This is a genomic window from Enterobacter sp. DC1 (assembly GCF_000568075.1).
In the GTDB taxonomy this organism is placed as follows: Bacteria; Pseudomonadota; Gammaproteobacteria; order Enterobacterales; family Enterobacteriaceae; genus Enterobacter; species Enterobacter asburiae.
On record NZ_AZUA01000003.1, the window covers coordinates 513,218 to 539,421 of the forward strand.

The following is a 26,204-nucleotide window of genomic DNA, read 5'->3' on the forward strand; positions in this document are numbered from 1 at the left end:
GTTCTAGCAAATACGGGGTAAGGGTTCCGCGTGCGGCAGATCAAGCGTCCGCTTCACGCCATAAAGCCCGGTCAGGCGCACCCCTTTGCGCTCAACCACTTCACCAATCATCGCCGCCTCTTTCCCTGACGGATGAGCCCGCAGCTGTTCAAGAACGGCTTCCGCGGCCGCGCGTTCAACGCCAATCACCAGTTTGCCTTCATTTGCGAAGTTAAGCGGGTCAAGGCCCAGCAGCTCGCAAAGCCCGCGAACGGCAGGCTTAACGGGCAGGCTGCGCTCGGTGAGTTCAATCCCGTACCCGCAGCTTGCCGCAAACTCATGGACTACGGCATTCACGCCGCCTCGCGTAGCGTCCCGCAGGGCTTTCACGCCGGGCACGGCACGCAGCGTCTGAATCAGCGGGGTGAGCACCGCACAGTCGCTGCGCAGTTCCCCGTCCAGCCCCAGACCTTCGCGCAGGTTAAGGATGGTCGCCCCGTGGCAGCCCAGCGTTCCGGTCACGATCAGCACGTCGCCCACGCTAAGCTGCTGCGCGCCCCAGTGAATATCGGCGGGGATCGCCCCCATGCCGGCGGTGTTGATAAACAGCTTGTCGGCCGCGCCGCGCTGCACCACTTTGGTATCGCCGGTGACGATAGCTATCCCCGCCTCGCGCGCGGTCTGCGCCATGCTGTTGACCACCGTCGTGAGCGTCTCCATTGGTAATCCCTCTTCGAGGATAAACCCGCAGGAGAGGTAGCGCGGAACGGCACCGCTGACCGCCACGTCGTTGGCCGTGCCGCAGACGGCGAGCTTGCCGATATCCCCTCCGGGGAAGAACAGCGGATCGATCACGTAGCTGTCGGTGGAGAAGGCCAGCCTGTCGCCCTGTGCGGTGAGGCTGGCGAGGTCAATCCGCGCCTGGTCTTCCTGTTCGGCGAGCCAGGGGTTGTTGAAGGCTTCCATAAACAGCCGGTTAATCAGCTGCTGCATCGCCAGCCCGCCGCTGCCGTGCGCCATTTCAACCGTATTCATGCTTCACTCTCCTGGTTGCGATACTGATACCACGCGGCACACGCCCCTTCGGAGGAGACCATCAGCGCGCCAAACGCCGTTTGCGGGTTACAGGTATTGCCAAATAACGGGCATTGATGAGGTTTGCATTTACCGGTGAGCACGTCGCCGCAGCGGGCCCGGGGATCGTCGCAAACCTGCTGCGGCTGCGGGCGGAAATGCGCTTCGGCGTCGAACGCGCGATAGGCTGACGTCAGGTGCACGCCGGATTCGGCAATCAGCCCCAGACCACGCCACTCGCTGTCGCCCTCAACGCTAAACACGTCGGCTATCGCCTGCTGCGCCCGTTCATTTCCCGCATCCGGCACCACGCGGCGGTACTGGTTTTCCACTGCACTCAGGGCCGCTATTTTCTGCTCAACCAGCATGGTCACACCTTGCAGTAGATCAAGTGGTTCGAAACCAGCGACCACTAACGGACGATTGTACTGTTCAGCGATAAAACCGTAGGCGTCTGTGCCAATCACCATGCTGACATGCCCCGGTGCCAGAAAGGCGTCAATGCCGTTTCCCGGCTCTTCCAGCAGGCTGCGCAGCGTGGGAATGAGCGTAATGTGCTGGCAGAAGAAGAAAAAATTTTCGACGCCGCGCGCTTTCGCCTGCTGCAGCGTGATGGCGGTGGCGGGCATGGTGGTTTCAAATCCCAGGCCAAAAAACACCACCTTGCGCGCGGGGTTGTCCTCCGCCAGCGTCAGGGCATCCATCGGCGAATAGACGATCCGGATGTCGGCTCCGCGCGCTTTCGCCTGCAGCAGCGAGCCGTTTTTCCCCGGCACGCGCATCGCGTCGCCAAAGGTGCAGAAAATGACGTCGGGCTGGCTGGCAATTTCGATGCAGCTGTCGATGCGTCCCATCGGCAGCACGCACACCGGGCAGCCGGGGCCGTGGATAAACTCGATGTTCTCCGGCAGCAGCTGGTCAAGGCCAAATTTGAAGATGGCGTGCGTGTGTCCGCCGCACACCTCCATGATCCGCAGCGGTCTCTCTTTCGTGTAGTTCAGCAGCGCCGCGCGCGTTGTCAGGTGCCTGATAAGCTGCAGCACCTGCTCCGGCGCGCGATATTCATCAACGTAACGCATGTGCTAACGCTCCTCGCCGTACAGGAGTGCGCCCACGTCCGGCTCCACGTCGAACATGTTTTGCAATGCATCCAGCGTGTCGCGGGCTTCCGCTTCGTTAATCACGCTCATGGCAAACCCCACGTGAACCAGCACCCACTGGCCGAGACGCGAGGCGCCCGTTTCATCGCTGCTGCCCACCAGCGTCAGGTCTACGTCGCGCAGGATGCCGCAGACCTCGACTTTGGCCTGATTACCGTCGATGGTGTGAATTTGTCCGGGGACGCCTATGCACATCGTTCGTTCTCCAGCCACTGTAGCCAGCCGTCCATGCCGTCACCGCGCGTGGCGGAGACCAGCAGGATCTCAATCTCCGGATTCACTTCACGGGCATACGCCAGGCACTTATCCACATCGAAGTTCAGGTACGGCAGCAGGTCAACTTTGTTCAGCAGCATGATGGACGCGGCGGCAAACATATGCGGGTATTTCAGCGGTTTGTCTTCGCCTTCGGTCACCGAAAGCACCGCCACTTTGTGGCGTTCGCCCAGATCGAAGCTCGCCGGACAGACCAGGTTGCCGACGTTTTCAATGAACAGAATGCCGTTATCCGCCAGCGGCAGACGCGGGGCGGCGTCGGCAATCATCTGCGCATCCAGGTGGCAGCCTTTGCCGGTATTAACCTGAATCGCCGGGGTGCCGGTTTCGCGAATGCGCGCCGCGTCGTTAACGGTTTGCTGATCGCCTTCGATCACCGCGCAGGAGACGCGTCCGTTCAGGCGTTTGAGCGTTTCCGTTAACAGCGTGGTTTTGCCGGAGCCGGGGCTGGAGACCAGGTTCAGAACCAGCTGTTTGCGGGCGGCAAAGCGCGCGCGGTTGCGGGCGGCGATCTGGTTATTTTTGTCCAGCACGTTGATTTCCACCTCCAGCATCTGGCGCTGGCTGATGCCCGGCGCGTGGGTACCCGCTTCGCCGTGGCCGTAGTGGAGATCGCCCGCCTCGGAGCGCTGCGGGACGAAAGCGATCCCGGTCAGAATCGCAGAAGGGCGTGGGGCAGGCGAAAATGGCGCGGAGCGAAACGCGGAATGGGGACGGTGTTCATCCCCTTCTATATACAGGTTGCCTTCGGCGCAACCGCAGGTGCTACACATACTTTACTCCTTCTCGATTTCGAGGCGTTGGATCTGCATGCCGTCGTCCGCCACGATGCGAAGACCGGTGCTCTGACACTGCGGACAGCGCTGAACCTTTGATGACAGCAGGGTGACGTACTGCTGGCACTGCTCGCACCAGCACTCCGCCTGCTGCTCTTCGATATGGAGTTCGCAGCCTTCCGCCAGCGTGCCGCGACACACCAGCTCAAAACAGAAATGCAGGGCGCTGGTCTCGACGCAGGAAAACGCCCCGACCTTCAGCCAGACGCCTGTGATGCGCTTCGCGTGGTTTTGCACTGCCTGCTGTTCGATAAGTTCCAGAGCCCGCTGGCAGAGGGTGATTTCGTGCATGACGCCTCCTCAATGAATTGCGCCATTGAATGCAATAACGGTGCCAGCTTGATTTTTGTTAAGGCGTGACGATGTCAACGCTGTCGAAATGACACGTCGACACCGCGAAGCTGACAGCGGTTTTGTAATTAAATCTATTTAAAATCAGCAAGATAAAAACTGGCATGGAATCTGCTTAACAGCCGCTATCTCCACTAAACGGATACCTTCTATGACTATTTGGGAAATCAGCGAAAAAGCGGATTACATCGCGCAGCGTCATCAGCAGCTGCAGGACCAGTGGCACCTCTACTGCAACTCTCTGGTTCAGGGCATAACCCTCTCGAAAGCGCGTCTTCACCACGCGATGAGCTGCGCGGCGCAGGGCGACATGCGCTTCGTCCTGTTCGGCCATTTCACCATCAACGTTACCCTGGCGGATAACTTCAACAGCCACACCATTGAGTACCACCTCGAGACAAAAGACGGCGAAAAACAGTGTATTGCGAAGGCGCAGCTGATGGCCGACGGCATGGTGGACGGCCACGTCAGCAACCGCGATCGCCAGCAGGTGCTGGAGCACTATCTGGAAAAAATCGCGCCGGTCTATAACGGCCTTTACGCCGCCGTTGAACACGATCTTCCGGTCAACCTGAAGCAGCTGATGGACGGAAATGCCTCAGCGAACGTGGCCTGACCCTTGCGTGTCGAGAAGTGTCGACAAGACAGTTTTTCGTCAAAAATGACTATCACCAGAGGATAACCCGGTGAACCGTTTTGTAATTGCTGACTCGACGGTCTGTATTGGCTGTCGAACCTGTGAGGCGGCGTGTTCGGAAACGCATCGCCTGCATGGGCTGCAGTCCATGCCGCGCCTGCACGTCATGCGTAATGAAAAAGAGTCTGCCCCGCAGCTCTGCCATCACTGTGAAGACGCCCCCTGCGCGGGCGTCTGCCCTGTGAATGCCATCACCCGCATTGATGGCGCTGTCCAACTGAACGAAAGCCTGTGCGTAAGCTGCAAGCTGTGCGGCATTGCCTGCCCGTTCGGCGCAATTGAATTTTCCGGCAGCCGTCCGCTGCACATTCCGGCGAATGCCAACTCGCCAAAAGCCCCGCCCGCGCCACCGGCTCCGGCACGCGTAAGCACGCTGCTGGACTGTGTGCCCGGCATCCGTGCCGTTGCGGTGAAATGCGACCTGTGCAGCTTCGATGAGCAGGGCCCGGCATGCGTACGCACCTGCCCGACTAAGGCCTTGATTCTGGTTAACATTCGCGACATTGCCCGTACCAGCAAGCGTAAACGCGAGCTGACTATCAACAGTGATTTTGGCGACCTTTCTCTGCTACAGGCGCTTAACGAGGGGGCGAAATGAACGCGGCGATGATGATTACCAGCGCGGTAGCCTGTTTTGCTGGCGCCGCTGTTCTGGCGCTGATTTTCTCATTCCATAAAGCCCTCAGCGGCGCGATCGCCGGGATCGGCGGGGCAGCCGCTAGCCTGATGACGCTGGCTGCAGGTGGCGTTGTCCTGCTCGGCGGCCAGTCAGCAGAGACCGTAATGCCGCTGATTCGCCACACGGTTGAGATCACGCCGCTGAACGCCATCTGGCTGGTGACCTTTGGCCTGTGCGGGCTGTTTATCAGCCTGTTCAATATCGACTGGCACCGCCATCCGCACGCCAGGGCTAACGGCCTGCTGGTTAACCTGCTGATGGCGACGGCGGTCTGCACCGTTATCGCCAGCAACCTCGGCGCGCTGGTGGTGATGGCGGAAATCATGGCGCTGTGCGGCGTGTTCCTGACGGGCTGCAGCGCCTCCGGCAAGCTGTGGTTTGCGCTGGGACGCCTCGGGACGCTGCTGCTGGCGCTGGCCTGCTGGCTGGTGTGGCAACGCTTTGGCACGCTGGACTTCGCTGCGCTCAACGGGCATCCGCTGGGGAACGACGTCTGGCTGCTGGGCGTGCTCGGCTTTGGCCTGCTCGCCGGCATCATCCCGCTGCACGGCTGGGTGCCGCAGGCGCATGCGAATGCCTCCGCGCCCGCCGCCGCGCTGTTTTCTGTGGTGGTGATGAAAGTGGGTCTGTTCGGGATTCTGGCGATTACGCTGACCGGCGGACAGCCGCCGCTGTGGTGGGGCGTCGTGCTGCTGGTCGCCGGAATGATTACCGCATTCGTCGGCGGCCTGTACGCGCTGATGGAGCACAATATCCAGCGTCTTCTGGCGTACCACACGCTGGAAAATATCGGCATCATCCTGCTCGGTATTGGCGCGGGCGTGACCGGGCTTGCGCTCAATCATCCGGCGCTGATTGCCGCCGGGTTTATCGGCGGTCTGTATCACCTCGTCAACCACAGCCTGTTTAAAAGCACCCTGTTCCTCGGGGCGGGCAGCGTCTGGTTCCGCACCGGTCATCGGGATATCGAAAAGCTGGGCGGGATTGGCAAAAAGATGCCCGTCATTTCACTCGCCATGCTGGTGGGTCTGATGGCAATGGCCGCGCTGCCGCCGCTGAACGGCTTTGCCGGGGAGTGGGTGATCTATCAGTCCTTCTTCGCGCTCGGCCAGAGCGACGCATTTATCGCGCGCCTGCTCGGCCCGCTGCTGGCTGTCGGGCTGGCGATTACCGGGGCGCTGGCGGTGATGTGCATGGCGAAAGTCTATGGCGTCACTTTCCTCGGCGCGCCGCGCACCCGCGAAGCTGAAAACGCCTGCTGCGCGCCGTTGTTGATGGGCGTGAGCGTGGTCGCGCTGGCGCTGTGCTGCATCGCGGGCGGCGTCGCCGCGCCGTGGCTGCTGCCGCTGCTGGGCAACGCCATTCCGCTGCCGCTGACCGTGGCGAATACCACCGTCTCTCAGCCGATGATCGCGCTGCTGCTGATTGGCGCACCGCTGCTGCCGCTCGTCCTGATGCTGTTCTTCAAACGCGACCGGCTCGCCTCCCGCTCGCGCGGTACGGCGTGGGCCTGCGGCTACGAACACGAACAGTCGATGGTTATCACCGCCCACGGTTTCGCCATGCCGGTGAAGGAGAACTTCGCCGCCGTGCTGAAGCTGCGCCACTGGCTGAACCCGGTGGGCTGGGTACCCGGTTGGCAGAGTGCCGCCGCGCCCGCGCTGTTTCGCCGTCTGGCGGTCATCGAGCTGGCGGTGCTGGTGGTCATTGTGATTTCACGAGGAGCCTGACATGAGTCTGTTACTGGCAATTCTTCAGGCGCTGGTGCTGTTCGCCGCTGCGCCGCTGCTGTCGGGCATCACGCGCGTGGCGCGCGCCCGAATGCACAACCGTCGCGGGCCTGGGGTGCTCCAGGAGTACCGCGATCTCTTTAAACTGCTCTCCCGTCAGAGCGTCGCGCCGGATGCCGCAGGCTGGGTCTTCCGCCTGACGCCGTTTGTGATGGTGGGCGTCATGCTGACCATCGCCACCGCGCTGCCGGTTGTGACGGTGGCGTCGCCGCTGCCCGTGCTTGGCGATCTGATCACGCTTATTTACCTCTTTGCCATCGCCCGCTTTTTCTTTGCGATTGCGGGCCTGGACACCGGGAGCCCGTTTACCGGCATCGGCGCCAGCCGCGAGGCGATGCTCGGCGTGCTGGTTGAGCCGATCCTGCTGCTGGGGCTGTGGGTCGCCGCGCAGGTGGCGGGTTCCACCCACATCAGCTTTATCACCCACACCGTTTACCACTGGCCGGTGGCTCGCTCGATCCCGCTGGTGCTGGCGCTGTGCGCCTGCGCGTTCGCCACGTTTATTGAGATGGGCAAACTGCCGTTCGATCTGGCGGAAGCCGAGCAGGAGCTGCAGGAAGGGCCGCTTACCGAATACAGCGGCTACGGCTTTGCGGTGCTGAAGTGGGGCATCAGCCTCAAACAGCTGGTGGTGCTGCAGATGTTTGTCGGCGTCTTCTTCCCATGGGGGCAGATGACGCACTTCTCCGTGGGCGGCCTGGTGCTGGCCGTCGTGGTTGCCGCCCTCAAGCTGCTGGTCGGCGTGCTGGTGATTGCCCTGTTTGAAAACAGCATGGCGCGCCTGCGTTTTGTGGAAACGTCGCGCATCACCTGGGCCGGTTTTGGTTTTGCATTTTTAGCGTTCGTCTCCTTGCTGGTGGCGTGATTAAAGAGAGTATTTATGTCTGAAGAAAAGAAAGGTCAGCAGTATCTCGCCGCGTTGCATCAGGCTTTCCCCGGCGTGGTGCTGGAGGAGTCCTGGCAAACCAAAGACCAGATAACCGTCACCATTAAGGTGAATTATCTGCCGGAAGTGGTCGAGTTTCTGTACTACCAGCAGGGCGGCTGGCTGTCGGTGCTGTTCGGCAACGACGAGCGCCAGCTGTGCGGGAACTATGCGGTGTACTACGTGATGTCGATGGAGCAGGGCGAAAAGTGCTGGCTCACCGTGCGCGTCGAAGTCGATCCGAACAAGCCGGAATATCCGTCCGTCACGCCGCGCGTGCCTGCCGCAGTCTGGGGCGAGCGCGAAGTGCGCGACATGTACGGCCTGGTGCCGGTCGGCCTGCCGGACGAGCGCCGCCTGGTGCTTCCGGACGACTGGCCGGACGAACTCTATCCGCTGCGCAAAGACAGCATGGACTACCGCCAGCGCCCGGCGCCGACCACCGACAGCGAAACCTACGAATTCATCAACGAGCTGGGCAGCAAGAAGAACAACGTGGTGCCGATCGGCCCGCTGCACGTCACCTCCGACGAACCGGGCCACTTCCGCCTGTTCGTCGACGGCGAGAACATCATCGACGCCGACTACCGCCTGTTCTACGTCCACCGCGGCATGGAAAAGCTGGCGGAAACCCGCATGGGCTACAACGAAGTGACGTTCCTCTCTGACCGCGTGTGCGGCATCTGCGGCTTCGCCCACAGCACCGCCTACACCACCTCGGTGGAGAACGGCATGGGGATCGTGGTGCCGGAGCGCGCACAGATGATCCGCGCCATTCTGCTGGAGGTGGAACGCCTGCACTCGCACCTGCTGAACCTCGGCCTGGCCTGCCACTTTGTCGGCTTTGACTCCGGGTTTATGCAGTTCTTCCGCGTGCGCGAGGCGTCGATGAAGATGGCGGAGATCCTCACCGGGGCGCGTAAAACCTACGGCCTGAATCTGATCGGCGGGATCCGCCGCGACCTGCTGAAGGACGACATGATCCAGACCCGCCAGCTGGCGCAGCAGATGCGCCGCGACGTGCAGGAGCTGGTGGATATGCTGCTCAGCACGCCAAACATCGAGCAGCGCACCGTCGGCATCGGGCGCCTTGACCCGGAAATCGCCCGCGACTTCAGCAACGTCGGCCCGATGGTGCGCGCCAGCGGCCACGCTCGCGACACGCGTGCCGACCATCCGTTCGTCGGCTACGGTCTGCTGCCGATGACCGTGCACAGCGAGCAGGGCTGCGACGTCATCTCGCGCCTCAAGGTGCGCATCAACGAGGTGTTCACCGCCCTGAACATGATCGACTACGGCCTTGATAACCTGCCGGGCGGCCCGCTGATGGTGGAGGGGTTCACCTACATCCCGAACCGCTTTGCTCTCGGCTTTGCCGAAGCGCCGCGCGGGGACGATATCCACTGGAGCATGACCGGCGACAACCAGAAGCTCTACCGCTGGCGCTGCCGCGCGGCCACCTACGCCAACTGGCCAACCCTGCGCTACATGCTGCGCGGCAACACGGTTTCCGATGCGCCGCTGATCATCGGCAGCCTCGACCCGTGCTACTCCTGCACCGACCGTATGACCGTGGTGGACGTGCGCAAGAAGAAAAGCCAGGTGGTGCCGTACAAAGAGCTTGAGCGCTACAGCATCGAGCGTAAAAACTCGCCGCTGAAATAAGGACTCGCCATGTTTACCTTTATCAAAAAAGCGATCAAAACCGGCACGCAGACCAGCAGCTATCCGCTGGAGCCGATGCCGGTAGATAAAAACTTTCGCGGCAAGCCGGAGCACAATCCGCAGCAGTGCATCGGCTGCGCGGCCTGCGTGAATGCCTGTCCGTCGAATGCCTTAACGGTGGAAACGGATCTCAAAACCGGCGAGCTGGCCTGGCAGTTTAACCTCGGGCGCTGCATCTTCTGCGGCCGCTGCGAGGAGGTCTGCCCGACGGTCGCCATTCGCCTGTCGCAGGAGTACGAGCTGGCGGTGTGGAAGAAAGAGGATTTTCTGCAGCAGTCGCGCTTTGACCTGTGCAGCTGCCGCGTCTGCAGACGCCCGTTCGCCGTGCAGAAAGAGATCGACTACGCCATCGCGCTGCTGCAGCACAACGGTGACGCCCGCGCGGAGCATCACCGCGAAAGCTTTGAAACCTGCCCGGAGTGCAAGCGTCAGAAGTGCCTGCTGCCGTCCGACCGCATTGATATCACCCGCCATATGAGAGAGGCCAGCTGATGGAAAATTTACTCGGCCCGCGCGACGCTAACGGCATTCCGGTGCCGATGACGGTGGAGGAATCCATCGCCAGCATGAAGGCGTCGCTGCTAAAAAAAATCAAACGCTCGGCCTACGTCTACCGCGTGGACTGCGGCGGCTGCAACGGCTGCGAGATTGAGATCTTCGCTACGCTGTCCCCGCTGTTTGACGCCGAGCGCTTCGGCATCAAGGTGGTGCCGTCCCCGCGTCATGCGGACATCCTGCTGTTTACCGGGGCCGTCACCCGCGCCATGCGCTCGCCCGCGCTGCGCGCCTGGCAGTCCGCACCGGACCCGAAAATCTGCATCTCCTACGGCGCCTGTGGCAACAGCGGCGGCATCTTCCACGACCTTTACTGCGTCTGGGGCGGCACCGACAAAATCGTGCCGGTGGACGTCTACATTCCCGGCTGTCCGCCAACGCCCGCCGCGACGCTGTACGGCTTTGCCATGGCGCTCGGCCTGCTGGAGCAGAAAATCCACGCCCGCGCGCCGGGCGAGCTGGACAACCGGCCTGCGGCCATCCTGCACCCGGACATGGTGCAGCCGCTGCGGGTGAAGATCGACCGCACGGCGCGCAGGCTGGCGGGCTATCGCTACGGGCGTCAGATTGCCGATGATTATCTGCGCCTGCTGAGCCAGGGAGACCATCAGGTGGCGCGCTGGCTGGAGGCGGAAAACGATCCGCGTCTCAATGAGATCGTGGCGAACCTGAACAGCATCGTGGATGAGGCGCGTATCCGATGAGTGAAACGGTGGTGTTCAGCCAGCTGAGCCGTAAGTTTATTGATGAGAACGATGCCACGCCCGACGCGGCGCAGCAGGTGGTCTATTACAGCCTGGCGATTGGGCATCACCTCGGGGTGATTGACTGCCTGGAGGCGGCGCTGAGCTGCCCGTGGCCCGAGTACCTGGCGTGGATCGCTACGCTGGAGGAGGGCAGCACGGCGCGGCGCAAAATGGAGGGCGTGCCGAAATACGGCGAGATCGTCATCGACGCCAACCATATTGCGATGCTTGCCAACGCCTTTGACGCGGCGCTGAGCAGGCAAACCCCCGAGCAGCAGGCGTGGAGCAAAACGCTGCTCGGCATGCTGCACGATATTCATCAGGAGAGCGCCATCTACCTGATGGTGAGGAGATTACGTGACTGACGTTTTACTGTGTGTCGGCAACAGCATGATGGGCGACGACGGCGCGGGCCCGCTGCTGGCAGATATGTGCGCCGCGAACCCGCAGGGCAGCTGGGTAGTTATCGACGGCGGCAGCGCGCCGGAAAACGACGTGGTCGCCATACGCGAGCTGTGCCCGGACAGGCTGTTAATCGTCGATGCCACCGATATGGGGCTCAACCCCGGCGAGATCCGCCTGATTGACCCGGACGACATCGCCGAGATGTTTATGATGACGACGCACAATATGCCGCTGAACTACCTGGTCGATCAGATTAAAGACGACGTGGGCGAGGTGCTGTTTTTGGGGATCCAGCCGGACATTGTCGGGTTCTATTACCCGATGACGCCGCCGGTTAAGCAGGCGGTGGAAGTGGTCTATTCACGGCTTGCGGAGTGGGTTGGGGATGGAGGTTTTTCTCAGCTCTGAGCAGTGCCGGGTGGCGGCTTCGCCTTACCCGGCCTACCAAACCCATCTCCCTCTCCCTGTGGGAGAGGGCCGGGGTGAGGGGAACAGGCTACTCGAGATCCCCCCCGTTACTCGCAATCACCTTCTTATACCACCAGAACGATTTCTTGCGTTTTCTGTCCAGCGTGCCGTTTCCGGCGTCGTCGCGGTCAACGTACACAAACCCGTAGCGCTTGCTCATCTCGCCGGTTGAGGCGGCCACCAGGTCGATGCAGCCCCAGGTGGTGTAGCCCATCAGCGGCACGCCGTCCTCAATCGCGTCGCCCATCGCGCGGATATGCTCGCGCAGGTAGCTGATGCGGTAGTCGTCGTTGATCTCGCCGTTTTCATCAATGACGTCCTTCGCCCCGAGGCCGTTTTCCACCAGGAACAGCGGCTTCTGGTAGCGGTCGTACATCATGTTCATGGTGATGCGCAGGCCGAGCGGGTCGATGCCCCAGCCCCATTCGCTCACCTGAATATGCGGGTTACGCAGGGACTTCACGATATTCGCCGCGCTGGTATTTCCAGCGTTCATGTCCGCCGACGCGCAGCGCGAGGCGTAATAGCTGAACGAAACAAAGTCGACGGTGTTTTTCAGCAGTTCGTCGTCGCCGGGATCTTTCACAATCACCACGCCTTTCTCGCGGAACACGCGGGCGGAGTAGGCCGGATAGCTGCCGCGCGCCTGCACGTCGATAAAGAACAGGTTCTCGCGGTCTTTCTCCAGCGCCATCCACACGTCTTCCGGCTTGCAGGAGTACGGATAGAAATTTCCGCCCGCCAGCATGCAGCCGACCTGGTTTTCCGGGTTCACCTCGTGGGCGATTTTGGTCGCCAGCGCGCTTGCCACCAGCTCGTGATGCGCGGCCTGGTATTTCACCTGGTCTTCGTTTTCACCTTCCTCAAACACCAGCCCCGCGCCGGAGAACGGGCTGTGCAGCATGATGTTGATTTCGTTGAAGGTCAGCCAGTATTTCACCAGCCCGTTAAACTCCTCGAAGCAGGTGCGGGCGTAGCGGGCAAAGAAATCGACCATCTTGCGGTTGCGCCAGGAGCCGTACTCCGTCACCAGGTGCATCGGCACGTCGAAGTGGCAGAGCGTTACCAGCGGCTCGATGTTGTACTTTTTGCACTCCTCGAACACCGCGCGATAGAAGGCAATGCCCTCTTTGTTCGGCAGCGGTTCGTCGCCGTTCGGGTAGAGGCGGCTCCAGGCAATTGAGGTGCGGAACACCGTAAAGCCCATCTCCGCCATCAGGGCGATGTCTTCTTTATAGCGATGGTAAAAATCAATCGCTTCGTGGCTCGGGTAGAACTCGTCGTCACGCAGCGAAAAACGCTTTTCCTTACCGAGCTTCACCGCCAGGCGGTTCGCGCCGTGGGGGATCATATCGACCGTCGTCAGTCCTTTGCCGCCTTCACGGTAAGCCCCTTCACTCTGGTTGGCGGCAAGCGCGCCGCCCCATAAAAATCCTTGTGGAAAAACAGACATTCTTACCTCGCTTTCAATTTATGCTTTTGCTGCGTTGTTCTGTACCGGTGCTGTCTGCAGGGCGCGCGCTTTTTCAGCCTCGTCTTCGACCGGGATATCCTCAAACCCTAAAAGCAGGGTCAGAACAAACGACAGCACCACTGCCAGCCCCATCACGCCGAACACCCAGACGATGGTCATCGGGTTGGCCGGGTCGAAGAACTGCACGCTGGTGAACAGCCCCGGTGCTGCCATCGAGTGGCTGGCAAGTCCGGCCATGCCGGCGACCGCGCCGCAGATAAAGCCGCTGATCAGGCTCGCAATCAGCGGACGTTTCAGACGCACCGCCACGCCGTACAGGGCCGGTTCAGAGATCCCCGCCATGATGGCGGAGGCCGCCGCCGCCAGCGCCGTCTGGCGCAGCTCCGGGTTTTTGGTTTTCCACGCCACCGCCAGCGACGAGCCGCCGAGCGACAGGTTGGCGCCGATTTCCGACGGCATCACCATCCCTTCCTTGCCCGTCTCGGCGATGGTCTGAATGATGGTCGGCGTAAACACGCGGTGCATCCCGGTCATCACCAGCAGCGGCCAGAGCGCGCCCATGATGGCGACGGAGAGCCAGCCCAGATAGCCGTGAATGGTGTAGACCAGCGCGGAGATGGCGCTACCGATCCAGATCCCCAGCGGGCCAATCAGCACAATGGCGAGCGGGGCGGCAATCAGCACGATCAGCATCGGCTTGAGGAAGTTTTTCGTCACCGCCGGGGTAATGCGATCCACCCAGCGTTCGATATACGACAGGCACCAGGTCATCACCAGCGCCGGGATCACCGTGTAGGTGTATTTCACCGCCGTCACCGGAATAAAGGCGAACTCAACGTGCTCGCCCTGCGCGGCTTTCGCCATCAGCTCGATAAAGCTCGGGTGCACCAGCACGCCCGCAATGGCAATCGCCAGCGACATGTTGGTTTTGAATTTCACCGCCGCCGAGGCCGCCACCATCAGCGGCAGGAAGAAGAAGGCGCCGTCGCCGATGACGGTCAGAATAGTGAGCGTCGGCGCGCCTTTTGGCAGCACGCCTGTCATCTCGAGGATCATCGCCAGCAGCTTGACCATCGAGCCGCCGATGATCGCCGGGATCAGCGGGGACATGGTGCCGATCAGCGCGTCGAGGATCCCGGCGCCAATTCGGCGTAAGGTCATCTTCTGCGGACCTTCCGGCACTGCGGGCTGCAGGTCCGTGGGCAGCAGGCTCACCACTTCGCGGTACGCCTGTGAAACCGTGTTGCCAATAATGACCTGGCACTGGTTGTCGTTGCGCACTACGCCGAGGACGCCGCTGATGCTTTTCAGGCGCGCTGCGTCGGTCAGGCTTTCGTCTTTCAGTACGAAACGCAGACGCGTCATGCAGTGGGTGACGGCGACGATGTTCTCTTTACCGCCCAGCGCGCTGATAACGTCGTTCGCCAGCGCAGCGTAATTTTTGGCCATCGGATGTGATCCTGTTATTGTTGTGAGACATGTAGGAAACCGGTTCCACATAATCATCATGAGTTTCTGCGAATGAAACAAGATCGCTTTTTGACCATTTTTTCGTTTCGTGATGCAGATCGCAATGGGGTAGCGAAAGCGTGATTTCACCGCTGCGACAATTTTTTTGCAGTGCAGTACACTGCGCTCCATCAGATTCAGACGGAATAATAATATGACCACGATGCTTGAAGTGGCGAAGCGGGCAGGCGTTTCGAAAGCCACGGTGTCCCGGGTGCTGTCGGGAAATGGCTACGTCAGCCAGGAGACCAAAGACCGGGTGTTTCAGGCCATTGAAGAGAGCGGCTATCGCCCGAATTTGCTGGCGAGGAACCTGGCGACCAAACGTACCCAGACGCTGGGGCTGGTGGTGACTAACACCCTCTATCACGGCGTCTACTTTAGCGAACTGCTGTTTCACGCCGCGCGCATGACGGAAGAGAAAGGGCGCCAGCTGATCCTCGCGGACGGCAAGCACAGCGCGGATGAAGAGCGCGAGGCGATCCAGTACCTGCTCGATATGCGCTGCGACGCGGTGATTATCTATCCGCGTTTCCTGAGCGTGGAAGAGATGGATGAGATCGTCGAGAAGTGCGAGCAGCCCATTATGGTGCTCAACCGTCGCCTGCGGAAAAACAGCAGCCACAGCGTCTGGTCAGATCATAAAGCCTCCAGTCAGGAGGCGGTGTCGCAGCTGATTGCGAAAGGGCACCGGGAGATTGCGTTTATCACCGGCTCGCTGGATTCTCCCACCGGGGTTGAGCGTCTCTCCGGCTACCGGGACGCGCTGGCGCAGCACGGTATTCCGCTGCGCGAGGGCCTTATTGCGCAGGGGAAGTGGAACCCCGCCAGCGGCGCGGCGGCGGTTGCCGAACTGCTTGCTCGCGGTGAACGGTTTACGGCGCTGGTGGCGAGTAATGACGACATGGCGATCGGCGCCATGAAGCAGCTGCACGACAGCGGCGTGGCCGCACCGGACGCGGTGTCGGTGATCGGTTTCGACGACGTGGCCATCGCGCCCTACATCGTGCCGTCGCTTTCCAGCGTGCGTATTCCGGTGACGGAGATGATCAAAGAGACCATCAGCCGCCTGATCTTCATGCTCGACGGCGGTGAGTTTAAGTATCAGCAAACCTTCTCCGGCGAACTTATCCTGCGCGACTCCGTTATTGACGGCCCGCACCGCTGATGTCGACAGCTGTCATCGTCATAAGTGACGATGACAGCGCCGCCGTAATTTTTAAATTCTTATAAAATCAATAAGTTAATTATTGGCACGGTTTATGAATATCTCCGCGCATAACTGTAATGCTGGAGAAGCAGATGAACCGTTTTATTATGGCCGATGCCAGTAAGTGTATTGGTTGCCGTACCTGTGAAGTGGCGTGCGTGGTTTCCCATCAGGCGGAGCAGGACTGCGCGTCGCTTACCCCTGACACGTTCCTGCCGCGTATCCACGTCATCAAAGGCGTGAATATTTCCACCGCCGCCATCTGTCGCCAGTGCGAAGACGCACCGTGCGCGAACGTCTGCCCGAACGGGGCGATTAAACGTGAGAAAGGCTTTGTGCACGTCATGCAGGAGCGCTGCATTGGCTGCAAAACCTGCGTGGTCGCCTGCCCGTACGGCGCGATGGAGGTGGTTGTTCGTCCGGTGGTACGCAACAGCGGCATGGGGCTGAGCGTACGTGCGGAGAAAGCCGAAGCCAACAAATGCGATCTTTGCTATCACCGCGACGCCGGTCCGGCCTGCATGGAAGCCTGCCCGACGCATGCGCTGGTCTGCGTGGATCGCGACAAGCTTGAGCAGATGAGCGCCGAAAAGCGCCGTCGCGCGGCATTCGACACGTCGTCATCGCTGCTGTTCTGAACCGTATGTGCAGTAACGGTGTCCAGCTGCGCGTGCGCGGCAAGGTGCAGGGCGTGGGGTTTCGCCCCTTCGTCTGGCAGCTGGCGCAGGCGCTTCAGTTGACCGGTGACGTCTGCAATGATGGAGAGGGCGTGCTGGTGCGCCTCGCGGGTAATGGGGGGGCCTTTACCGCGAGGCTGCATCAGGACTGCCCACCGCTGGCACGCATCGACCACGTTGAAACGCAGCCGTTTACGTGGGCGCAGGTGCCGGAGGACTTTACCATCCGCCGCAGCGCGGGCGGGACGATGGACACCCAGATTGTACCCGATGCCGCGACCTGTCCGGCGTGCCTGGCTGAAATGCGCGACCCTGCCGAGCGCCGCTATCGCTATCCGTTCATCAACTGCACGCACTGCGGGCCGCGGTTTACCATTATCCGCGCGATGCCCTATGACCGTCCGGCCACGTCAATGGCCGCATTTCCCCTCTGCGTGCCGTGCGAAGCGGAATACCGCAATCCCGCCGATCGACGTTTTCACGCCCAGCCGGTAGCCTGCCCGGACTGCGGGCCAGCGCTGGAATGGCGTGCGGGCGACGTTATTGCCATCCGCGAAACGGCGCTGCGTGCGGCGGTAGAGATGCTGAAAAGCGGAGGCATCGTTGCGGTTAAAGGGCTGGGGGGGTTTCACCTCGTCTGCGATGCGCAAAACCCGCAGGCGATACTGAAATTGCGGTTACGCAAGCAGCGCCCGTCAAAGCCGCTGGCGGTGATGATCCCGCAGGCGGATAAGCTGCCTGAGTCGCTTCAGACGCTGCTCGGCTCACCCGCTGCACCCATCGTGCTCACGCCAAAAGCCTGGCTGCCTGACTTCCCTGAGGCTATCGCACCGGGTATGGATAGCGTGGGCATCATGCTTCCCGCTAACCCGCTGCAACACCTTCTGATGATGGACTGCCGGCGCCCGTTGGTGATGACTTCCGGCAACCTCAGCGGCAGACCGCCTGCCATGACCAACCAGCAGGCGCTGAATGAGCTCGGCAACATCGCGGACGGCTTCCTGCTGCACAACCGCGATATCCTGCAGCGGATGGACGATTCGGTGATGGATCGGGACGGCACGATGCTTCGCCGCGCGCGCGGTTTTGTGCCCGATGCCGTCACGCTGCCTGAGGGTTTTGAGAATATCCCCGCCATGCTATGCACCGGCGCGGAGATGAAAAACACCTTCTGCCTGGTGCGTGGCAGCCAGGCGGTGCTGAGCCAGCATTTTGGCGATCTCGGCGACGAGGGCGTCGAAGCGCAGTGGCGCGGCGCGCTCTCGCTGATGCAGAAAATTTACGCCTTTCAGCCGAAGCGCGTGGTGTGCGACGCCCATCCGGGCTATCACACTCAACGATGGGCGCAGGCGCAGGGGCTGCCGGTCGAAACCGTGCTCCATCATCACGCCCACGCGGCGGCGTGCCTGGCGGAGAACGGCTGGCCGCGTGAGGGCGGAGACGTTATCGCCCTGACGCTGGACGGGATCGGCATGGGCGAGAACGGCGCGCTGTGGGGCGGGGAGTGCCTGCGGGTGAACTATCTCGCGTGCGAGCGTCTTGGCGGGCTGCCTGCCGTTGCGCTGCCGGGCGGCGATCTGGCGGCGCGGCAGCCGTGGCGCAATTTACTCGCCCACTGTCTGGCCTTTGTCCCTGACTGGCAGCAGTATCCGGAAACGCGCGCGGTACAGCGCCAGAACTGGCCGCTGCTGGCGATGGCGATCGGGCGCGGCATCAACGCGCCGCAGGCCTCGTCCTGTGGTCGCCTGTTTGATGCGGTCGCCTGCGCGCTGGGTATTGAAACCCAATCCTGGGAAGGTGAAGCCGCCTGCAGGCTGGAAGCGTTGGCCTCGCAGTGCGCGGGTGTGGACCATCCGGTGACGCTGGACGCGGATAACCTCGCGCTTTTCTGGCAGCAGTGGCTGAGCTGGCAGGCGGAGCCGCGCGATCGCGCGTGGGCGTTTCACGACGCGCTGGCAAAGGGGCTGGCGGAACTCGCCGCGCGCCATGCCCGACGCCTGTCGCTGTCGACCATCTGTCTCAGCGGCGGCGTGCTGCACAACCGTCTGCTGCGCGCGCGCCTGCGTCATTATCTCTCTGACTTTACGCTTCTTTTTCCTTCGCGCCTGCCCGCAGGTGACGGAGCGATCTCCTTCGGGCAGGCGGCGATCGCCGCTGCCCGGTCATGTTCACAAAGGACTTAAAATGTTACGACTCTTACGCAATGAACCTCGCGCCGCGCTTCTGCTGCTGGCTCTGGTAATGGCAAACCTGCTGGCCTGGGGATGGGCATGGCACGCTTTTAGCGGCAGCACGGCGCTGATGGCCGCCAGCCTGCTGGCGTGGTGCTACGGGCTGCGTCACGCGGTGGACGCTGACCACATCGCGGCCATTGATACCGTGACGCGTAAGATGATGCAGCAGGGCAAACGTCCATCCGGCGTGGGGGCGTGGTTCTCGCTGGGGCACTCCACAATCGTGGTGCTGGCCTCCATTGCTATCGCCGCTACCGCGACGGCGTTTCAGAAAAACATGGAATGGTTCCACGAAACCGGCAGCCTGATCGGCACTGCGGTTTCCGCCACCTTCCTGCTGGCGATGGCGCTGGTGAACATGGTGATCCTGCGCGGCGTCTGGCGCAGTTTTCAGGCGCTGAAACAGGGCAGGCCCGTGCAGGGCGACATCACGCTCCCTGCCCAGGGCGGCGTCATGAACTGGCTGTTTGGCAAAACCTTCCGCCTGGTGAATAAAAGCTGGCAGATGTACCTGGTCGGTTTCCTGTTTGGCCTCGGCTTTGACACGGCCACCGAGATTGGCGTGCTGGGGATCTCTGCCGCCAGCGCGTCAAGCGGGATGTCGGTGTGGTCAATCATGGTCTTCCCGGCGCTCTTCGCCAGCGGCATGGCGCTGGTGGATACCCTCGATAACCTGCTGATGGTCGGCGCCTACGGCTGGGCGTTTAACAAGCCGCAGCGCAAGCTCTACTACAACATGACCATCACCGGCACCTCCGTGGTGGTGGCGCTGTTTATCGGCGGGCTGGAAGCGCTGGGTCTGCTGATGGACAAATTTGCCCTCAGCGGCGGCGTGTGGGATCTGATTGGCGCGGTAAACGACAACCTGGGCAACGCCGGGTTTGTAGTGGTCGGGCTGTTTGTCGCCTGCTGGCTGATCTCCATGGTCAACTACCGCTGGCGCGGCTACGACGCGCTGGTGGTACGTTCCTGAACCGGCTCCTGCACGGCGCAACCTCCGCGACTTCCTCAATGGCTGGCGCATAGCGGCATACAGATAAAACAGATGCTGAAAATGTAGGACTTTTGCGGAATAAATATATTCCGCATTCTTCGCTCGTGTGAAATAGCGAGAAAGATAATTGAGTTATTTATAAAAATTCGCCATGATTCGCCTCCAGCTGATGATGTCTTTTAGACTGAGTTGGCTGCCAGTAATAAAACAGGATGATGTTTTTAAGCTGTTTCATATTAAAGCATTTACGAAAATAATAAATAATGGATTGATGGTGATGATATATCTACTTTGCATTTATTTGATGAATAGAATGCGTAAGAAAAAGCCCCGGAATATCGGGGCGGTGAATAATAAAATTCAAAAGTTAAGTCAGCGTAGACTCGTTGTTGGCCGGGTAAACGAAGCGCCGCCCGGCAACGCGAGGGTTAAGCAGGTAACAGTTTCAGCAGAGCGAAAGCCTCCTTCATCCGGTCTTCACTAACCACAAAAGCGCGAATCTGACCCTCGTTATCCGCGCCGCGCGCGACCATTCCCTGCGGTTCGAGGGTAATTTGCCAGTTCAGATCCTGACGCTGCGTTTCACCGGCAAGATGGAGCGGTAATTCCGGTGTTTTGACTTTAATCAGCATGGCGGGTAATTTCAGCGGCGCGCTGCCGCCGAGCAGGTTTTTCGCCAGATACATCGCGCTTAATTGAATTGGCTGTAAAAAGGGCAGTACCTGACCGTTAATCTCAGCGCAGTCACCTAACGCGTAAATATCAGGTTGCGTGGTTTGCAGGTAGCTATTTACCTTCACGCCACGCTGTATTTCGGCGCCTGCGCGATGCGCCAGCGCGGTTTCCGGGCGCAGGCCCGTCGCCGCGATTACCACATCCACCTCAACGCTGCGGCTGCGGTCAAGCGTGGCACGAATGCCGCCTTCGGTTTTGCTCAGGCTTTGCAGCTGCGATTTCAACAGCAGATGCACCCCCATGTCGGTCAGGCGATGCTGTAAGCGACTGCTTACTTCTGCGGGCATCAGCGACGACAGAATGCTTGCCGCGTGGTCGACCAGAGTCACGGATTTACCCGCCCGGCAGAAATCCATCGCCAGCTCGGTGCCTATCAGCCCGCCGCCGACAATCATCACCCGCTGCGCGTCGCGAAGCGCCGTTTCGCTGGCCTGATACTCCTGCTGGCTGTTCAGCGTGATTGTCAGCTCGCGGCCTTCAACCGGCGGCACAAACGCAGAGGCACCCGTGGCCAGCACCAGTTTGTCGTACTGCCAGGTTTTCTCTTTTGCTTTCACCACGCGGGCGGCGGCGTCGATGTCGGTGACCCAGGTATACGGGAACAGACGCAGGTTAAACTGTTCCGCGAACTCCCCCGCCGTCTGGCGGGTGAGGTCTTCGGCGCGCTGATTCTGGCTAATGACGTGGCTTAGATCGGGCTTGTTGTACTCGTCCATGCTGTCGGCGGCTATCACCGTCAGCGGCACGCTGGCGTCCTGCTTGCGGATGTTTTTCACCAGCTGGCGGGCGGCAAAGCCCGAGCCGATGATGACGATACCGTTGCTCATTTTGCCTCCGTACCCAGTTCGTCAAAAACATCTTTTCCGAGGGAACATTCCGGGCAGAGGAAGTTGTCCGGTACGTCGCGCCACGGCGTGCCCGGGGCAACATCCTGCAGCGGTTCGCCCAGCTCAGGATCGTAAATCCACTGGCAGACGCTGCACTGCATGCGCGGGCCGAGATCGGCGGCTGCCGCGGCTGCACAGGCGCAGGCTTCCTGCTGTTCGGATGGTTGTGCCGCTTGCGGAAGGGGGGCGAGCGCCCACTGACGGGCAATGTCGCGACCGTGCTGGCGGCAGACCTCCAGGGCGTCGATATCCGGGCGCCATTTCGCCTTCAGGCTCAGGGACATTTCAAAACCGGCATCCTGCAGGCGGGTAGACAGACGGTCTACCGCGCCGCCGCTCCAGCCGTGGGAGCCAAAGGCGCTGGCGCGCTTGTTGCGAAAACGCAGGCCGGTCATCTCTTCCACCAGACCGGCAATTTTAGGCATCATCACGTTGTTCATGGTGGAGGTGCCCACCAGCACGCCCTTAGAGCGGAACACGTTGGTCAATACCTCGTTCTTATCGCTGCGCGCCACGTTGAAGATTTTCACCGCCACGTTGGGGTCAACTTCGTTGATGCCCTGGGCAATGGCGTCCGCCATCATGCGGGTGTTGTTGGACATGGTGTCGTAGAAAATAGTGATGCGGTCTTCCTGATAGTCCGCCGCCCATTTCAGGTACAGCTCCACAATCTGGGTTGGGTTCTCACGCCATACCACGCCGTGGGAGGTGGCAATCATGTCCACCGGCAGGTTAAAGCCGAGGATCTCGGTGATTTTTGGCGTCACCAGGCGGCTGAAGGGCGTCAGGATGTTGGCGTAGTAGCGCTGGCACTGCTCGAAGAGTTCGGTCTGGTCCACTTCGTCATTGAACAGGCGCTCGTCACAGTAGTGCTGGCCGAAGGCGTCGTTGCTGAACAGCACCGCGTCGCCGGTCATGTAGGTCATCATGCTGTCCGGCCAGTGCAGCATCGGGGTTTCCACAAAGATCAGCTGTTTGCCGTTGCCGATATCCAGCGCGTCGCCGGTTTTCACGGTGTGGAAGTTCCACTCCGGATGGTGGTGGTGGCCGTTGATCGAGTCGATGGCGTTGGTGGTGCAGTAGATAGGCGTGTTCGGAATGTAAGACATCAGCTCGGTCAGCGCACCGGCGTGATCTTCTTCCGCGTGGTTGATGATGATGTAGTCGATGGCGTCCAGGTCGATTTCACTGCGCAGGTTCTGCACGAACTCCCGGCTGAACTTATGATCGACCGTATCGATCAGCACGTTTTTACCTTCGCGGATGAGATAGCTGTTGTAGCTGCTGCCGCGCAGCGTTTTGTATTCCGTCCCGTGGAAATCGCGCACTTCCCAGTCACGTTGACCGACCCAATGAATGTTATTTTTAACCAGAATAGACATAGCAACCTCTACGTAATACAGCATTTTCAAATAAGATGGTTTGCCTATATCAAGTTGCGTGCCAGTTTTTAATTTATTGATTTTACTTAATTAATATTTTTATGATCCGTAATGGGTAGTCATTTTGACTATCAAAAACAGTGTCAATATGACAACATGGATTGTCAAAATGACAGCGAGGCCAATATGAGCTTTTCCGTAGACGTGCTGGCGAAGATCGCCATTGAGCTGCAGACCGGTATCGGCCATCAGGACCGCTTTCAGCGGCTGATTTCCACGCTGCGCCACGTGCTGGCGTGCGACGCCTCGGCGCTGCTGCGCTACGAGGGGCGGCAGTTTATTCCGCTGGCAATCGACGGGCTGGCGAAGGACGTGCTCGGACGGCGTTTTACCCTTGAGGGCCATCCGCGTCTCGAAACTATCGCCCGCGCGGGTGACGTGGTGCGTTTCCCGGCGGACAGCGACTTGCCCGACCCGTACGACGGGTTGATTCCCGGACAGGAGAGCCTGAAGGTGCACGCCTGTATCGGCCTGCCTTTATTTGCCGGACAAAATCTGATCGGCGCGCTGACCCTCGACGGCCTGTCGCCGGACCAGTTCGACACCTTTAGCGACGAAGAGCTGCGCCTGATTGCCGCCCTGGCCGCCGGGGCGCTGAACAATGCCCTGCTGATTGAACAGCTCGAGAGCCAGAACATTCTTCCCGGCAGTCCGGCGGCGTTTGAGCAGGTAACGCACACGGAGATGATCGGACTCTCTCCGGGCATGGCGCAGCTCAAAAAAGAGATTGAGATTGTCGCCGCCTCAGATTTGAACGTGCTGATCTTCGGGGAAACCGGCACCGGCAAGGAGCTGGTTGCGAAGTCCATTCACGAAGCCTCGCCGCGCGCGGTGAACCCGCTGGTGTACCTCAACTGCGCCGCGCTGCCGGAAAGCGTGGCGGAAAGCGAGCTGTTTGGTCACGTTAAGGGGGCGTTTACCGGGGCCATCAGCAACCGCAGCGGCAAGTTCGAAATGGCCGATAACGGCACGCTGTTTCTGGATGAAATCGGCGAGCTCTCCCTGTCGCTGCAGGCCAAGCTGCTGCGAGTGCTGCAGTACGGCGACATCCAGCGCGTGGGGGATGACCGCAGTCACAGAGTGGACGTTCGCGTGCTGGCGGCGACCAACCGCGATCTGCGTGAAGCGGTGCTGGCAGGGCAGTTTCGCGCCGACCTGTTTCATCGCCTGAGCGTGTTCCCGCTTACCGTGCCGCCGCTGCGCGAGCGCGGGGATGACGTGGTGCTGCTGGCGGGCTTTTTCTGCGAGCAGTGCCGCCTCAGGATGGGGCTTTCCCGCGTGGTGCTGAGCCCGGGGGCACGGTCGCATCTGCTGAGCTACGGCTGGCCGGGCAACGTGCGCGAGCTGGAGCATGCGATCCACCGCGCGGTGGTGCTGGCACGGGCGACGCGTTCGGGTGACGAAGTGGTGATCCACGCGCGGCATTTTGCGCTGCAGGATGAAACCGCACCGGCAATCGCGCAGGCTGCGCCAGAGATAGCGAATGAAAATCTGCGTGAAGCCACGGAGGCGTTTCAGCGTCAGATGATTACCCGCGCGCTGGAGCAGAATAACCGCAGCTGGGCGGCGTGCGCGCGGGCGCTGGAGATGGACGTCGCCAACCTGCACAGGCTGGCGAAGCGTCTCGGACTGAAGGGTTAGATAATGCCGGCCTGATAGAAATCCTGCAGGTTGATGGCGCCGCACAGCCTTCCGGAATCATCAACCACCGGTGCGGCGGTGATTTTGCGCTTCATCAGCACCTCTTTGGCTTCAATGGCGCGGCTCTCGGCGTTGAGCGTCAGCCCGCCTTTGGTCATGGCGTCCGACACGTTGGTTTCCAGCCTGCCGCCGCCCACCAGCCAGCGGCGCAGGTCGCCGTCGGTGAACACGCCCTTGACGCTCCCGTTGTCATCGCAGACTGCTACCAGCCCCAGACCGGTGCGGCTCAGCTCCAGCATCGCATCCATGACGCTGGTATCGAGTTTGACCTGCGGAATGGCATCGTCGGTGCGCATCAGGTGGTGAACCTTGTTGAGAAGGCGTGCGCCGAGTGCGCCCGCCGGATGCGAACGGGCAAAATCTTCTTCGTTAAAGCCCCGCGCCTGCATCACCGCCATTGCCAGCGCGTCGCCCATCATCAGGGTGTTAACGGTGCTGGAGGTCGGGGCGAGGTGCATCGGACAGGCTTCACGCTCAACGGAAATATCCAGCGTCGCTTTGGCTGCCAGCGCCAGCGGCGAGCGGGATTTGCCGGTCATCGCCAGCAGGGCGACCGATTTTTCCTGCAGGCGCGGAATAATCAGGTCCAGCTCTTTGGCCGAACCGGAGTAGGAGATAAACAGCATCACGTCGCGGCTTTCAATCATTCCCAGATCGCCGTGCAGCGCCTCAGCGGGATGCACGAAGAACGCCGGGGTGCCGGTGCTGGCGAGCGTCGCGGCAATCTTTTTGCCAATATGGCCGGATTTACCGATGCCCGCCACGATCACTTTGCCTTCGCAGTGGATAATGGTGTTGGCGGCGCGGACAAAATCCTCGCCCAGACGTTCCGGCAGGCGGCTGGCTTCCTGCAGTTCCAGCATCAGCGTCTGGCGGCCCGTTTCTAACAGAAAATCACTCATCTCTTTCTCCGGTTACGATCACGTCGATTCCTTTCTCTTCCAGCGCTTTCTTGAACGCCGGGTCGATACCCGCGTCGGTAATCAGCTTATCAACGCTTTCAAGGCTACAGACAATGTTGGGGCTTTTGCGGCCAAACTTCGACGAGTCTGCCATCAAAATCACTTCCCGCGCGGCGTTGCACATGGCTTTACTGACGCTGAACACCTCGTTGAACGTCGTCACGCCCGCGTTCAGGTCGATGCCGTCGGTGCCCATAAAGAGTTTATCAAAGCTGAAGTGCTCGAAGGCATTCTCCGCCAGCTGGCCGTGAAACGACGCCGATTTTTTGCGGAAGGTGCCGCCGGGCATCAGGATGGTCTGCTCGCTGTCGAATTCTGACAGGGCGTTGACGATGTGCAGGCTGTTGGTCATCACCGTGATGTTGTTAAAGCGGCTGAGCAGCGGGATCATCTGCAGGACGGTACTGCCTGCGTCCAGAATGATGGAATCGCCGTCGTGGATAAATTTTACGGCGGCTTCGGCAATCAGCGCTTTCTGGTGGGTATTGATCAGCGTTTTGTGATCGATAGGCGGGTCGGCTTCGTCTTTATTGAGCACCACGCCGCCGTAGGTTCGAATGACGGCGCCAGAGTTTTCGAGCAATACCAGGTCCTTGCGTATTGTCGTGCCGGTGGTGTCAAAGTAGTGGGCCAGATCCTCAACCGAGCATTTTCCCTGCTTTTGCAGATGTTCGAGAATGGCCGCCTGCCGCTGACGAGGTTTCATAGGCGCT

General features: G+C 60.7%; 25 protein-coding genes. 14 read left to right on the top strand and 11 right to left on the bottom strand.

The annotated features are described in order from the left end of the window. Nucleotides 1-3: 3 nt before the first annotated feature. From hypE to hypA, 5 genes are read right to left on the bottom strand one after another with little or no spacing between them, the layout of a single operon-like run. Entirely contained in the window at nucleotides 4-1,014 is a 1,011-nt protein-coding gene (gene hypE / locus P346_RS09250; RefSeq protein ID WP_032660310.1) for a hydrogenase expression/formation protein HypE, read from the bottom strand. Beyond that, on the bottom strand, nucleotides 1,011-2,132 hold the full coding sequence (gene hypD / locus P346_RS09245; RefSeq protein ID WP_032660313.1) for a hydrogenase formation protein HypD: 1,122 nt from the start codon (nucleotides 2,130-2,132) through the stop codon (nucleotides 1,011-1,013). The genes hypE and hypD overlap by 4 nt, the downstream gene beginning before the upstream one ends. Before the next feature lie 3 nt (nucleotides 2,133-2,135). After that, complete coding sequence (locus tag P346_RS09240) at nucleotides 2,136-2,408, bottom strand: HypC/HybG/HupF family hydrogenase formation chaperone (protein WP_010434489.1); 273 nt, start codon at nucleotides 2,406-2,408, stop codon at nucleotides 2,136-2,138. Continuing rightward, nucleotides 2,399-3,262, bottom strand: a complete 864-nt coding sequence (gene hypB / locus P346_RS09235) for a hydrogenase nickel incorporation protein HypB (RefSeq protein WP_032660315.1) — start codon at nucleotides 3,260-3,262, stop codon at nucleotides 2,399-2,401. Before hypB ends, P346_RS09240 begins: the two co-directional genes overlap by 10 nt. A 3-nt stretch (nucleotides 3,263-3,265) precedes the next feature. Then, nucleotides 3,266-3,616 carry a hydrogenase maturation nickel metallochaperone HypA gene (hypA, locus tag P346_RS09230; RefSeq protein ID WP_032660317.1) on the bottom strand — a complete coding sequence of 117 codons (351 nt, stop codon included), beginning with the start codon at nucleotides 3,614-3,616 and terminating at the stop codon, nucleotides 3,266-3,268. 211 nt (nucleotides 3,617-3,827) lie between these two features. On the opposite strand from hypA, the gene hycA reads away from it, so the two are divergent. From hycA to hycI, 9 genes are all read left to right on the top strand, one after another. After that, complete coding sequence (hycA, locus tag P346_RS09225) at nucleotides 3,828-4,292, top strand: formate hydrogenlyase regulator HycA (RefSeq protein WP_029739532.1); 465 nt, start codon at nucleotides 3,828-3,830, stop codon at nucleotides 4,290-4,292. Between the two features lie 70 nt (nucleotides 4,293-4,362). Beyond that, the gene (locus P346_RS09220; protein WP_032660320.1) at nucleotides 4,363-4,971 is read left to right on the top strand and encodes a 4Fe-4S dicluster domain-containing protein; all 609 of its coding nucleotides are present in this window, start codon (nucleotides 4,363-4,365) and stop codon (nucleotides 4,969-4,971) included. Then, on the top strand, nucleotides 4,968-6,782 hold the full coding sequence (gene hycC, locus P346_RS09215; protein WP_032660322.1) for a formate hydrogenlyase subunit 3: 1,815 nt from the start codon (nucleotides 4,968-4,970) through the stop codon (nucleotides 6,780-6,782). Before P346_RS09220 ends, hycC begins: the two co-directional genes overlap by 4 nt. 1 nt (nucleotide 6,783) lies before the next feature. Further along, entirely contained in the window at nucleotides 6,784-7,707 is a 924-nt protein-coding gene (locus tag P346_RS09210) for a respiratory chain complex I subunit 1 family protein (RefSeq protein ID WP_032660325.1), read from the top strand. 15 nt (nucleotides 7,708-7,722) lie between these two features. Further along, nucleotides 7,723-9,432, top strand: a complete 1,710-nt coding sequence (gene hycE / locus P346_RS09205) for a formate hydrogenlyase subunit HycE (protein WP_032660327.1) — start codon at nucleotides 7,723-7,725, stop codon at nucleotides 9,430-9,432. Between the two features lie 9 nt (nucleotides 9,433-9,441). Next, nucleotides 9,442-9,984, top strand: coding sequence for a formate hydrogenlyase complex iron-sulfur subunit (locus P346_RS09200; RefSeq protein WP_032660330.1), 543 nt, complete (start codon nucleotides 9,442-9,444; stop codon nucleotides 9,982-9,984). After that, on the top strand, nucleotides 9,984-10,751 hold the full coding sequence (locus P346_RS09195) for an NADH-quinone oxidoreductase subunit B family protein (RefSeq protein WP_032660333.1): 768 nt from the start codon (nucleotides 9,984-9,986) through the stop codon (nucleotides 10,749-10,751). Before P346_RS09200 ends, P346_RS09195 begins: the two co-directional genes overlap by 1 nt. Further along, nucleotides 10,748-11,158 (top strand): formate hydrogenlyase maturation HycH family protein, encoded by a 411-nt coding sequence (locus P346_RS09190; protein ID WP_032660335.1) that lies wholly within the window; start codon nucleotides 10,748-10,750, stop codon nucleotides 11,156-11,158. The genes P346_RS09195 and P346_RS09190 overlap by 4 nt, the downstream gene beginning before the upstream one ends. Continuing rightward, a complete protein-coding gene (hycI, locus tag P346_RS09185; protein ID WP_032660338.1) occupies nucleotides 11,151-11,606 on the top strand; it encodes a hydrogenase maturation peptidase HycI in 456 nt (151 codons plus the stop codon). The genes P346_RS09190 and hycI overlap by 8 nt, the downstream gene beginning before the upstream one ends. An 88-nt stretch (nucleotides 11,607-11,694) precedes the next feature. On the opposite strand, the gene P346_RS09180 is transcribed toward hycI, so the two are convergent. Continuing rightward, nucleotides 11,695-13,119, bottom strand: coding sequence for a 6-phospho-beta-glucosidase (locus P346_RS09180; protein WP_032660341.1), 1,425 nt, complete (start codon nucleotides 13,117-13,119; stop codon nucleotides 11,695-11,697). 18 nt (nucleotides 13,120-13,137) lie between these two features. Continuing rightward, nucleotides 13,138-14,589 (bottom strand): PTS cellobiose/arbutin/salicin transporter subunit IIBC, encoded by a 1,452-nt coding sequence (gene ascF, locus P346_RS09175; RefSeq protein ID WP_032660344.1) that lies wholly within the window; start codon nucleotides 14,587-14,589, stop codon nucleotides 13,138-13,140. A 214-nt stretch (nucleotides 14,590-14,803) separates the two neighbouring features. Here ascF and P346_RS09170 point away from each other — a divergent pair, with 214 nt between their 5' ends. From P346_RS09170 to P346_RS09155, 4 genes are all read left to right on the top strand, one after another. Continuing rightward, nucleotides 14,804-15,817 carry a LacI family DNA-binding transcriptional regulator gene (locus tag P346_RS09170; RefSeq protein ID WP_032660347.1) on the top strand — a complete coding sequence of 338 codons (1,014 nt, stop codon included), beginning with the start codon at nucleotides 14,804-14,806 and terminating at the stop codon, nucleotides 15,815-15,817. A 134-nt stretch (nucleotides 15,818-15,951) separates the two neighbouring features. Beyond that, nucleotides 15,952-16,497 (top strand): electron transport protein HydN, encoded by a 546-nt coding sequence (gene hydN / locus P346_RS09165; protein WP_023308960.1) that lies wholly within the window; start codon nucleotides 15,952-15,954, stop codon nucleotides 16,495-16,497. A gap of 5 nt (nucleotides 16,498-16,502) precedes the next feature. Beyond that, nucleotides 16,503-18,719 carry a carbamoyltransferase HypF gene (hypF, locus tag P346_RS09160; protein WP_032660350.1) on the top strand — a complete coding sequence of 739 codons (2,217 nt, stop codon included), beginning with the start codon at nucleotides 16,503-16,505 and terminating at the stop codon, nucleotides 18,717-18,719. A 1-nt stretch (nucleotide 18,720) separates the two neighbouring features. Next, the gene (locus tag P346_RS09155; RefSeq protein WP_029742064.1) at nucleotides 18,721-19,743 is read left to right on the top strand and encodes a HoxN/HupN/NixA family nickel/cobalt transporter; all 1,023 of its coding nucleotides are present in this window, start codon (nucleotides 18,721-18,723) and stop codon (nucleotides 19,741-19,743) included. Nucleotides 19,744-20,192: 449 nt separating this feature from the next. On the opposite strand, the gene norW is transcribed toward P346_RS09155, so the two are convergent. Both norW and norV read right to left on the bottom strand, forming a co-directional pair. Continuing rightward, nucleotides 20,193-21,326 carry an NADH:flavorubredoxin reductase NorW gene (gene norW, locus P346_RS09150; protein WP_032660353.1) on the bottom strand — a complete coding sequence of 378 codons (1,134 nt, stop codon included), beginning with the start codon at nucleotides 21,324-21,326 and terminating at the stop codon, nucleotides 20,193-20,195. After that, nucleotides 21,323-22,768: an anaerobic nitric oxide reductase flavorubredoxin gene (gene norV, locus P346_RS09145; protein ID WP_032660355.1), complete on the bottom strand. Its 1,446-nt coding sequence runs from the start codon at nucleotides 22,766-22,768 to the stop codon at nucleotides 21,323-21,325. The genes norW and norV overlap by 4 nt, the downstream gene beginning before the upstream one ends. A 186-nt stretch (nucleotides 22,769-22,954) precedes the next feature. Between norV and norR the strand changes: the two genes are divergently transcribed. Continuing rightward, the gene (norR, locus tag P346_RS09140) at nucleotides 22,955-24,469 is read left to right on the top strand and encodes a nitric oxide reductase transcriptional regulator NorR (protein WP_032660358.1); all 1,515 of its coding nucleotides are present in this window, start codon (nucleotides 22,955-22,957) and stop codon (nucleotides 24,467-24,469) included. Here norR and gutQ read toward each other — a convergent pair. Together gutQ and srlR are read right to left on the bottom strand one after the other, a co-directional pair. Next, nucleotides 24,466-25,431, bottom strand: a complete 966-nt coding sequence (gene gutQ / locus P346_RS09135; RefSeq protein WP_032660360.1) for an arabinose-5-phosphate isomerase GutQ — start codon at nucleotides 25,429-25,431, stop codon at nucleotides 24,466-24,468. The two genes, norR and gutQ, sit on opposite strands and share 4 nt — an antisense overlap. Beyond that, entirely contained in the window at nucleotides 25,424-26,197 is a 774-nt protein-coding gene (gene srlR, locus P346_RS09130; RefSeq protein WP_032660362.1) for a glucitol operon DNA-binding transcriptional repressor SrlR, read from the bottom strand. Before srlR ends, gutQ begins: the two co-directional genes overlap by 8 nt. Nucleotides 26,198-26,204: the final 7 nt, after the last annotated feature.

What these genes read in the sequence shown, in the direction of transcription:
- hypD (WP_032660313.1), bottom strand. Translation starts at nt 2,132, where the DNA reads ATGCGTTACGTTGATGAATATCGCGCGCCGGAGCAGGTGCTGCAGCTT.
- hycC (WP_032660322.1), top strand. Translation starts at nt 4,968, where the DNA reads ATGAACGCGGCGATGATGATTACCAGCGCGGTAGCCTGTTTTGCTGGC.
- gutQ (WP_032660360.1), bottom strand. Translation starts at nt 25,431, where the DNA reads ATGAGTGATTTTCTGTTAGAAACGGGCCGCCAGACGCTGATGCTGGAA.
- norV (WP_032660355.1), bottom strand. Translation starts at nt 22,768, where the DNA reads ATGTCTATTCTGGTTAAAAATAACATTCATTGGGTCGGTCAACGTGAC.
- ascF (WP_032660344.1), bottom strand. Translation starts at nt 14,589, where the DNA reads ATGGCCAAAAATTACGCTGCGCTGGCGAACGACGTTATCAGCGCGCTG.
- P346_RS09190 (WP_032660335.1), top strand. Translation starts at nt 10,748, where the DNA reads ATGAGTGAAACGGTGGTGTTCAGCCAGCTGAGCCGTAAGTTTATTGAT.
- hycE (WP_032660327.1), top strand. Translation starts at nt 7,723, where the DNA reads ATGTCTGAAGAAAAGAAAGGTCAGCAGTATCTCGCCGCGTTGCATCAG.
- P346_RS09200 (WP_032660330.1), top strand. Translation starts at nt 9,442, where the DNA reads ATGTTTACCTTTATCAAAAAAGCGATCAAAACCGGCACGCAGACCAGC.
- P346_RS09210 (WP_032660325.1), top strand. Translation starts at nt 6,784, where the DNA reads ATGAGTCTGTTACTGGCAATTCTTCAGGCGCTGGTGCTGTTCGCCGCT.
- hypE (WP_032660310.1), bottom strand. Translation starts at nt 1,014, where the DNA reads ATGAATACGGTTGAAATGGCGCACGGCAGCGGCGGGCTGGCGATGCAG.
- hydN (WP_023308960.1), top strand. Translation starts at nt 15,952, where the DNA reads ATGAACCGTTTTATTATGGCCGATGCCAGTAAGTGTATTGGTTGCCGT.
- P346_RS09180 (WP_032660341.1), bottom strand. Translation starts at nt 13,119, where the DNA reads ATGTCTGTTTTTCCACAAGGATTTTTATGGGGCGGCGCGCTTGCCGCC.
- P346_RS09195 (WP_032660333.1), top strand. Translation starts at nt 9,984, where the DNA reads ATGGAAAATTTACTCGGCCCGCGCGACGCTAACGGCATTCCGGTGCCG.
- hycA (WP_029739532.1), top strand. Translation starts at nt 3,828, where the DNA reads ATGACTATTTGGGAAATCAGCGAAAAAGCGGATTACATCGCGCAGCGT.
- P346_RS09240 (WP_010434489.1), bottom strand. Translation starts at nt 2,408, where the DNA reads ATGTGCATAGGCGTCCCCGGACAAATTCACACCATCGACGGTAATCAG.
- norR (WP_032660358.1), top strand. Translation starts at nt 22,955, where the DNA reads ATGAGCTTTTCCGTAGACGTGCTGGCGAAGATCGCCATTGAGCTGCAG.
- P346_RS09170 (WP_032660347.1), top strand. Translation starts at nt 14,804, where the DNA reads ATGACCACGATGCTTGAAGTGGCGAAGCGGGCAGGCGTTTCGAAAGCC.
- norW (WP_032660353.1), bottom strand. Translation starts at nt 21,326, where the DNA reads ATGAGCAACGGTATCGTCATCATCGGCTCGGGCTTTGCCGCCCGCCAG.
- hypA (WP_032660317.1), bottom strand. Translation starts at nt 3,616, where the DNA reads ATGCACGAAATCACCCTCTGCCAGCGGGCTCTGGAACTTATCGAACAG.
- hypB (WP_032660315.1), bottom strand. Translation starts at nt 3,262, where the DNA reads ATGTGTAGCACCTGCGGTTGCGCCGAAGGCAACCTGTATATAGAAGGG.
- srlR (WP_032660362.1), bottom strand. Translation starts at nt 26,197, where the DNA reads ATGAAACCTCGTCAGCGGCAGGCGGCCATTCTCGAACATCTGCAAAAG.
- hypF (WP_032660350.1), top strand. Translation starts at nt 16,503, where the DNA reads ATGTGCAGTAACGGTGTCCAGCTGCGCGTGCGCGGCAAGGTGCAGGGC.
- P346_RS09155 (WP_029742064.1), top strand. Translation starts at nt 18,721, where the DNA reads ATGTTACGACTCTTACGCAATGAACCTCGCGCCGCGCTTCTGCTGCTG.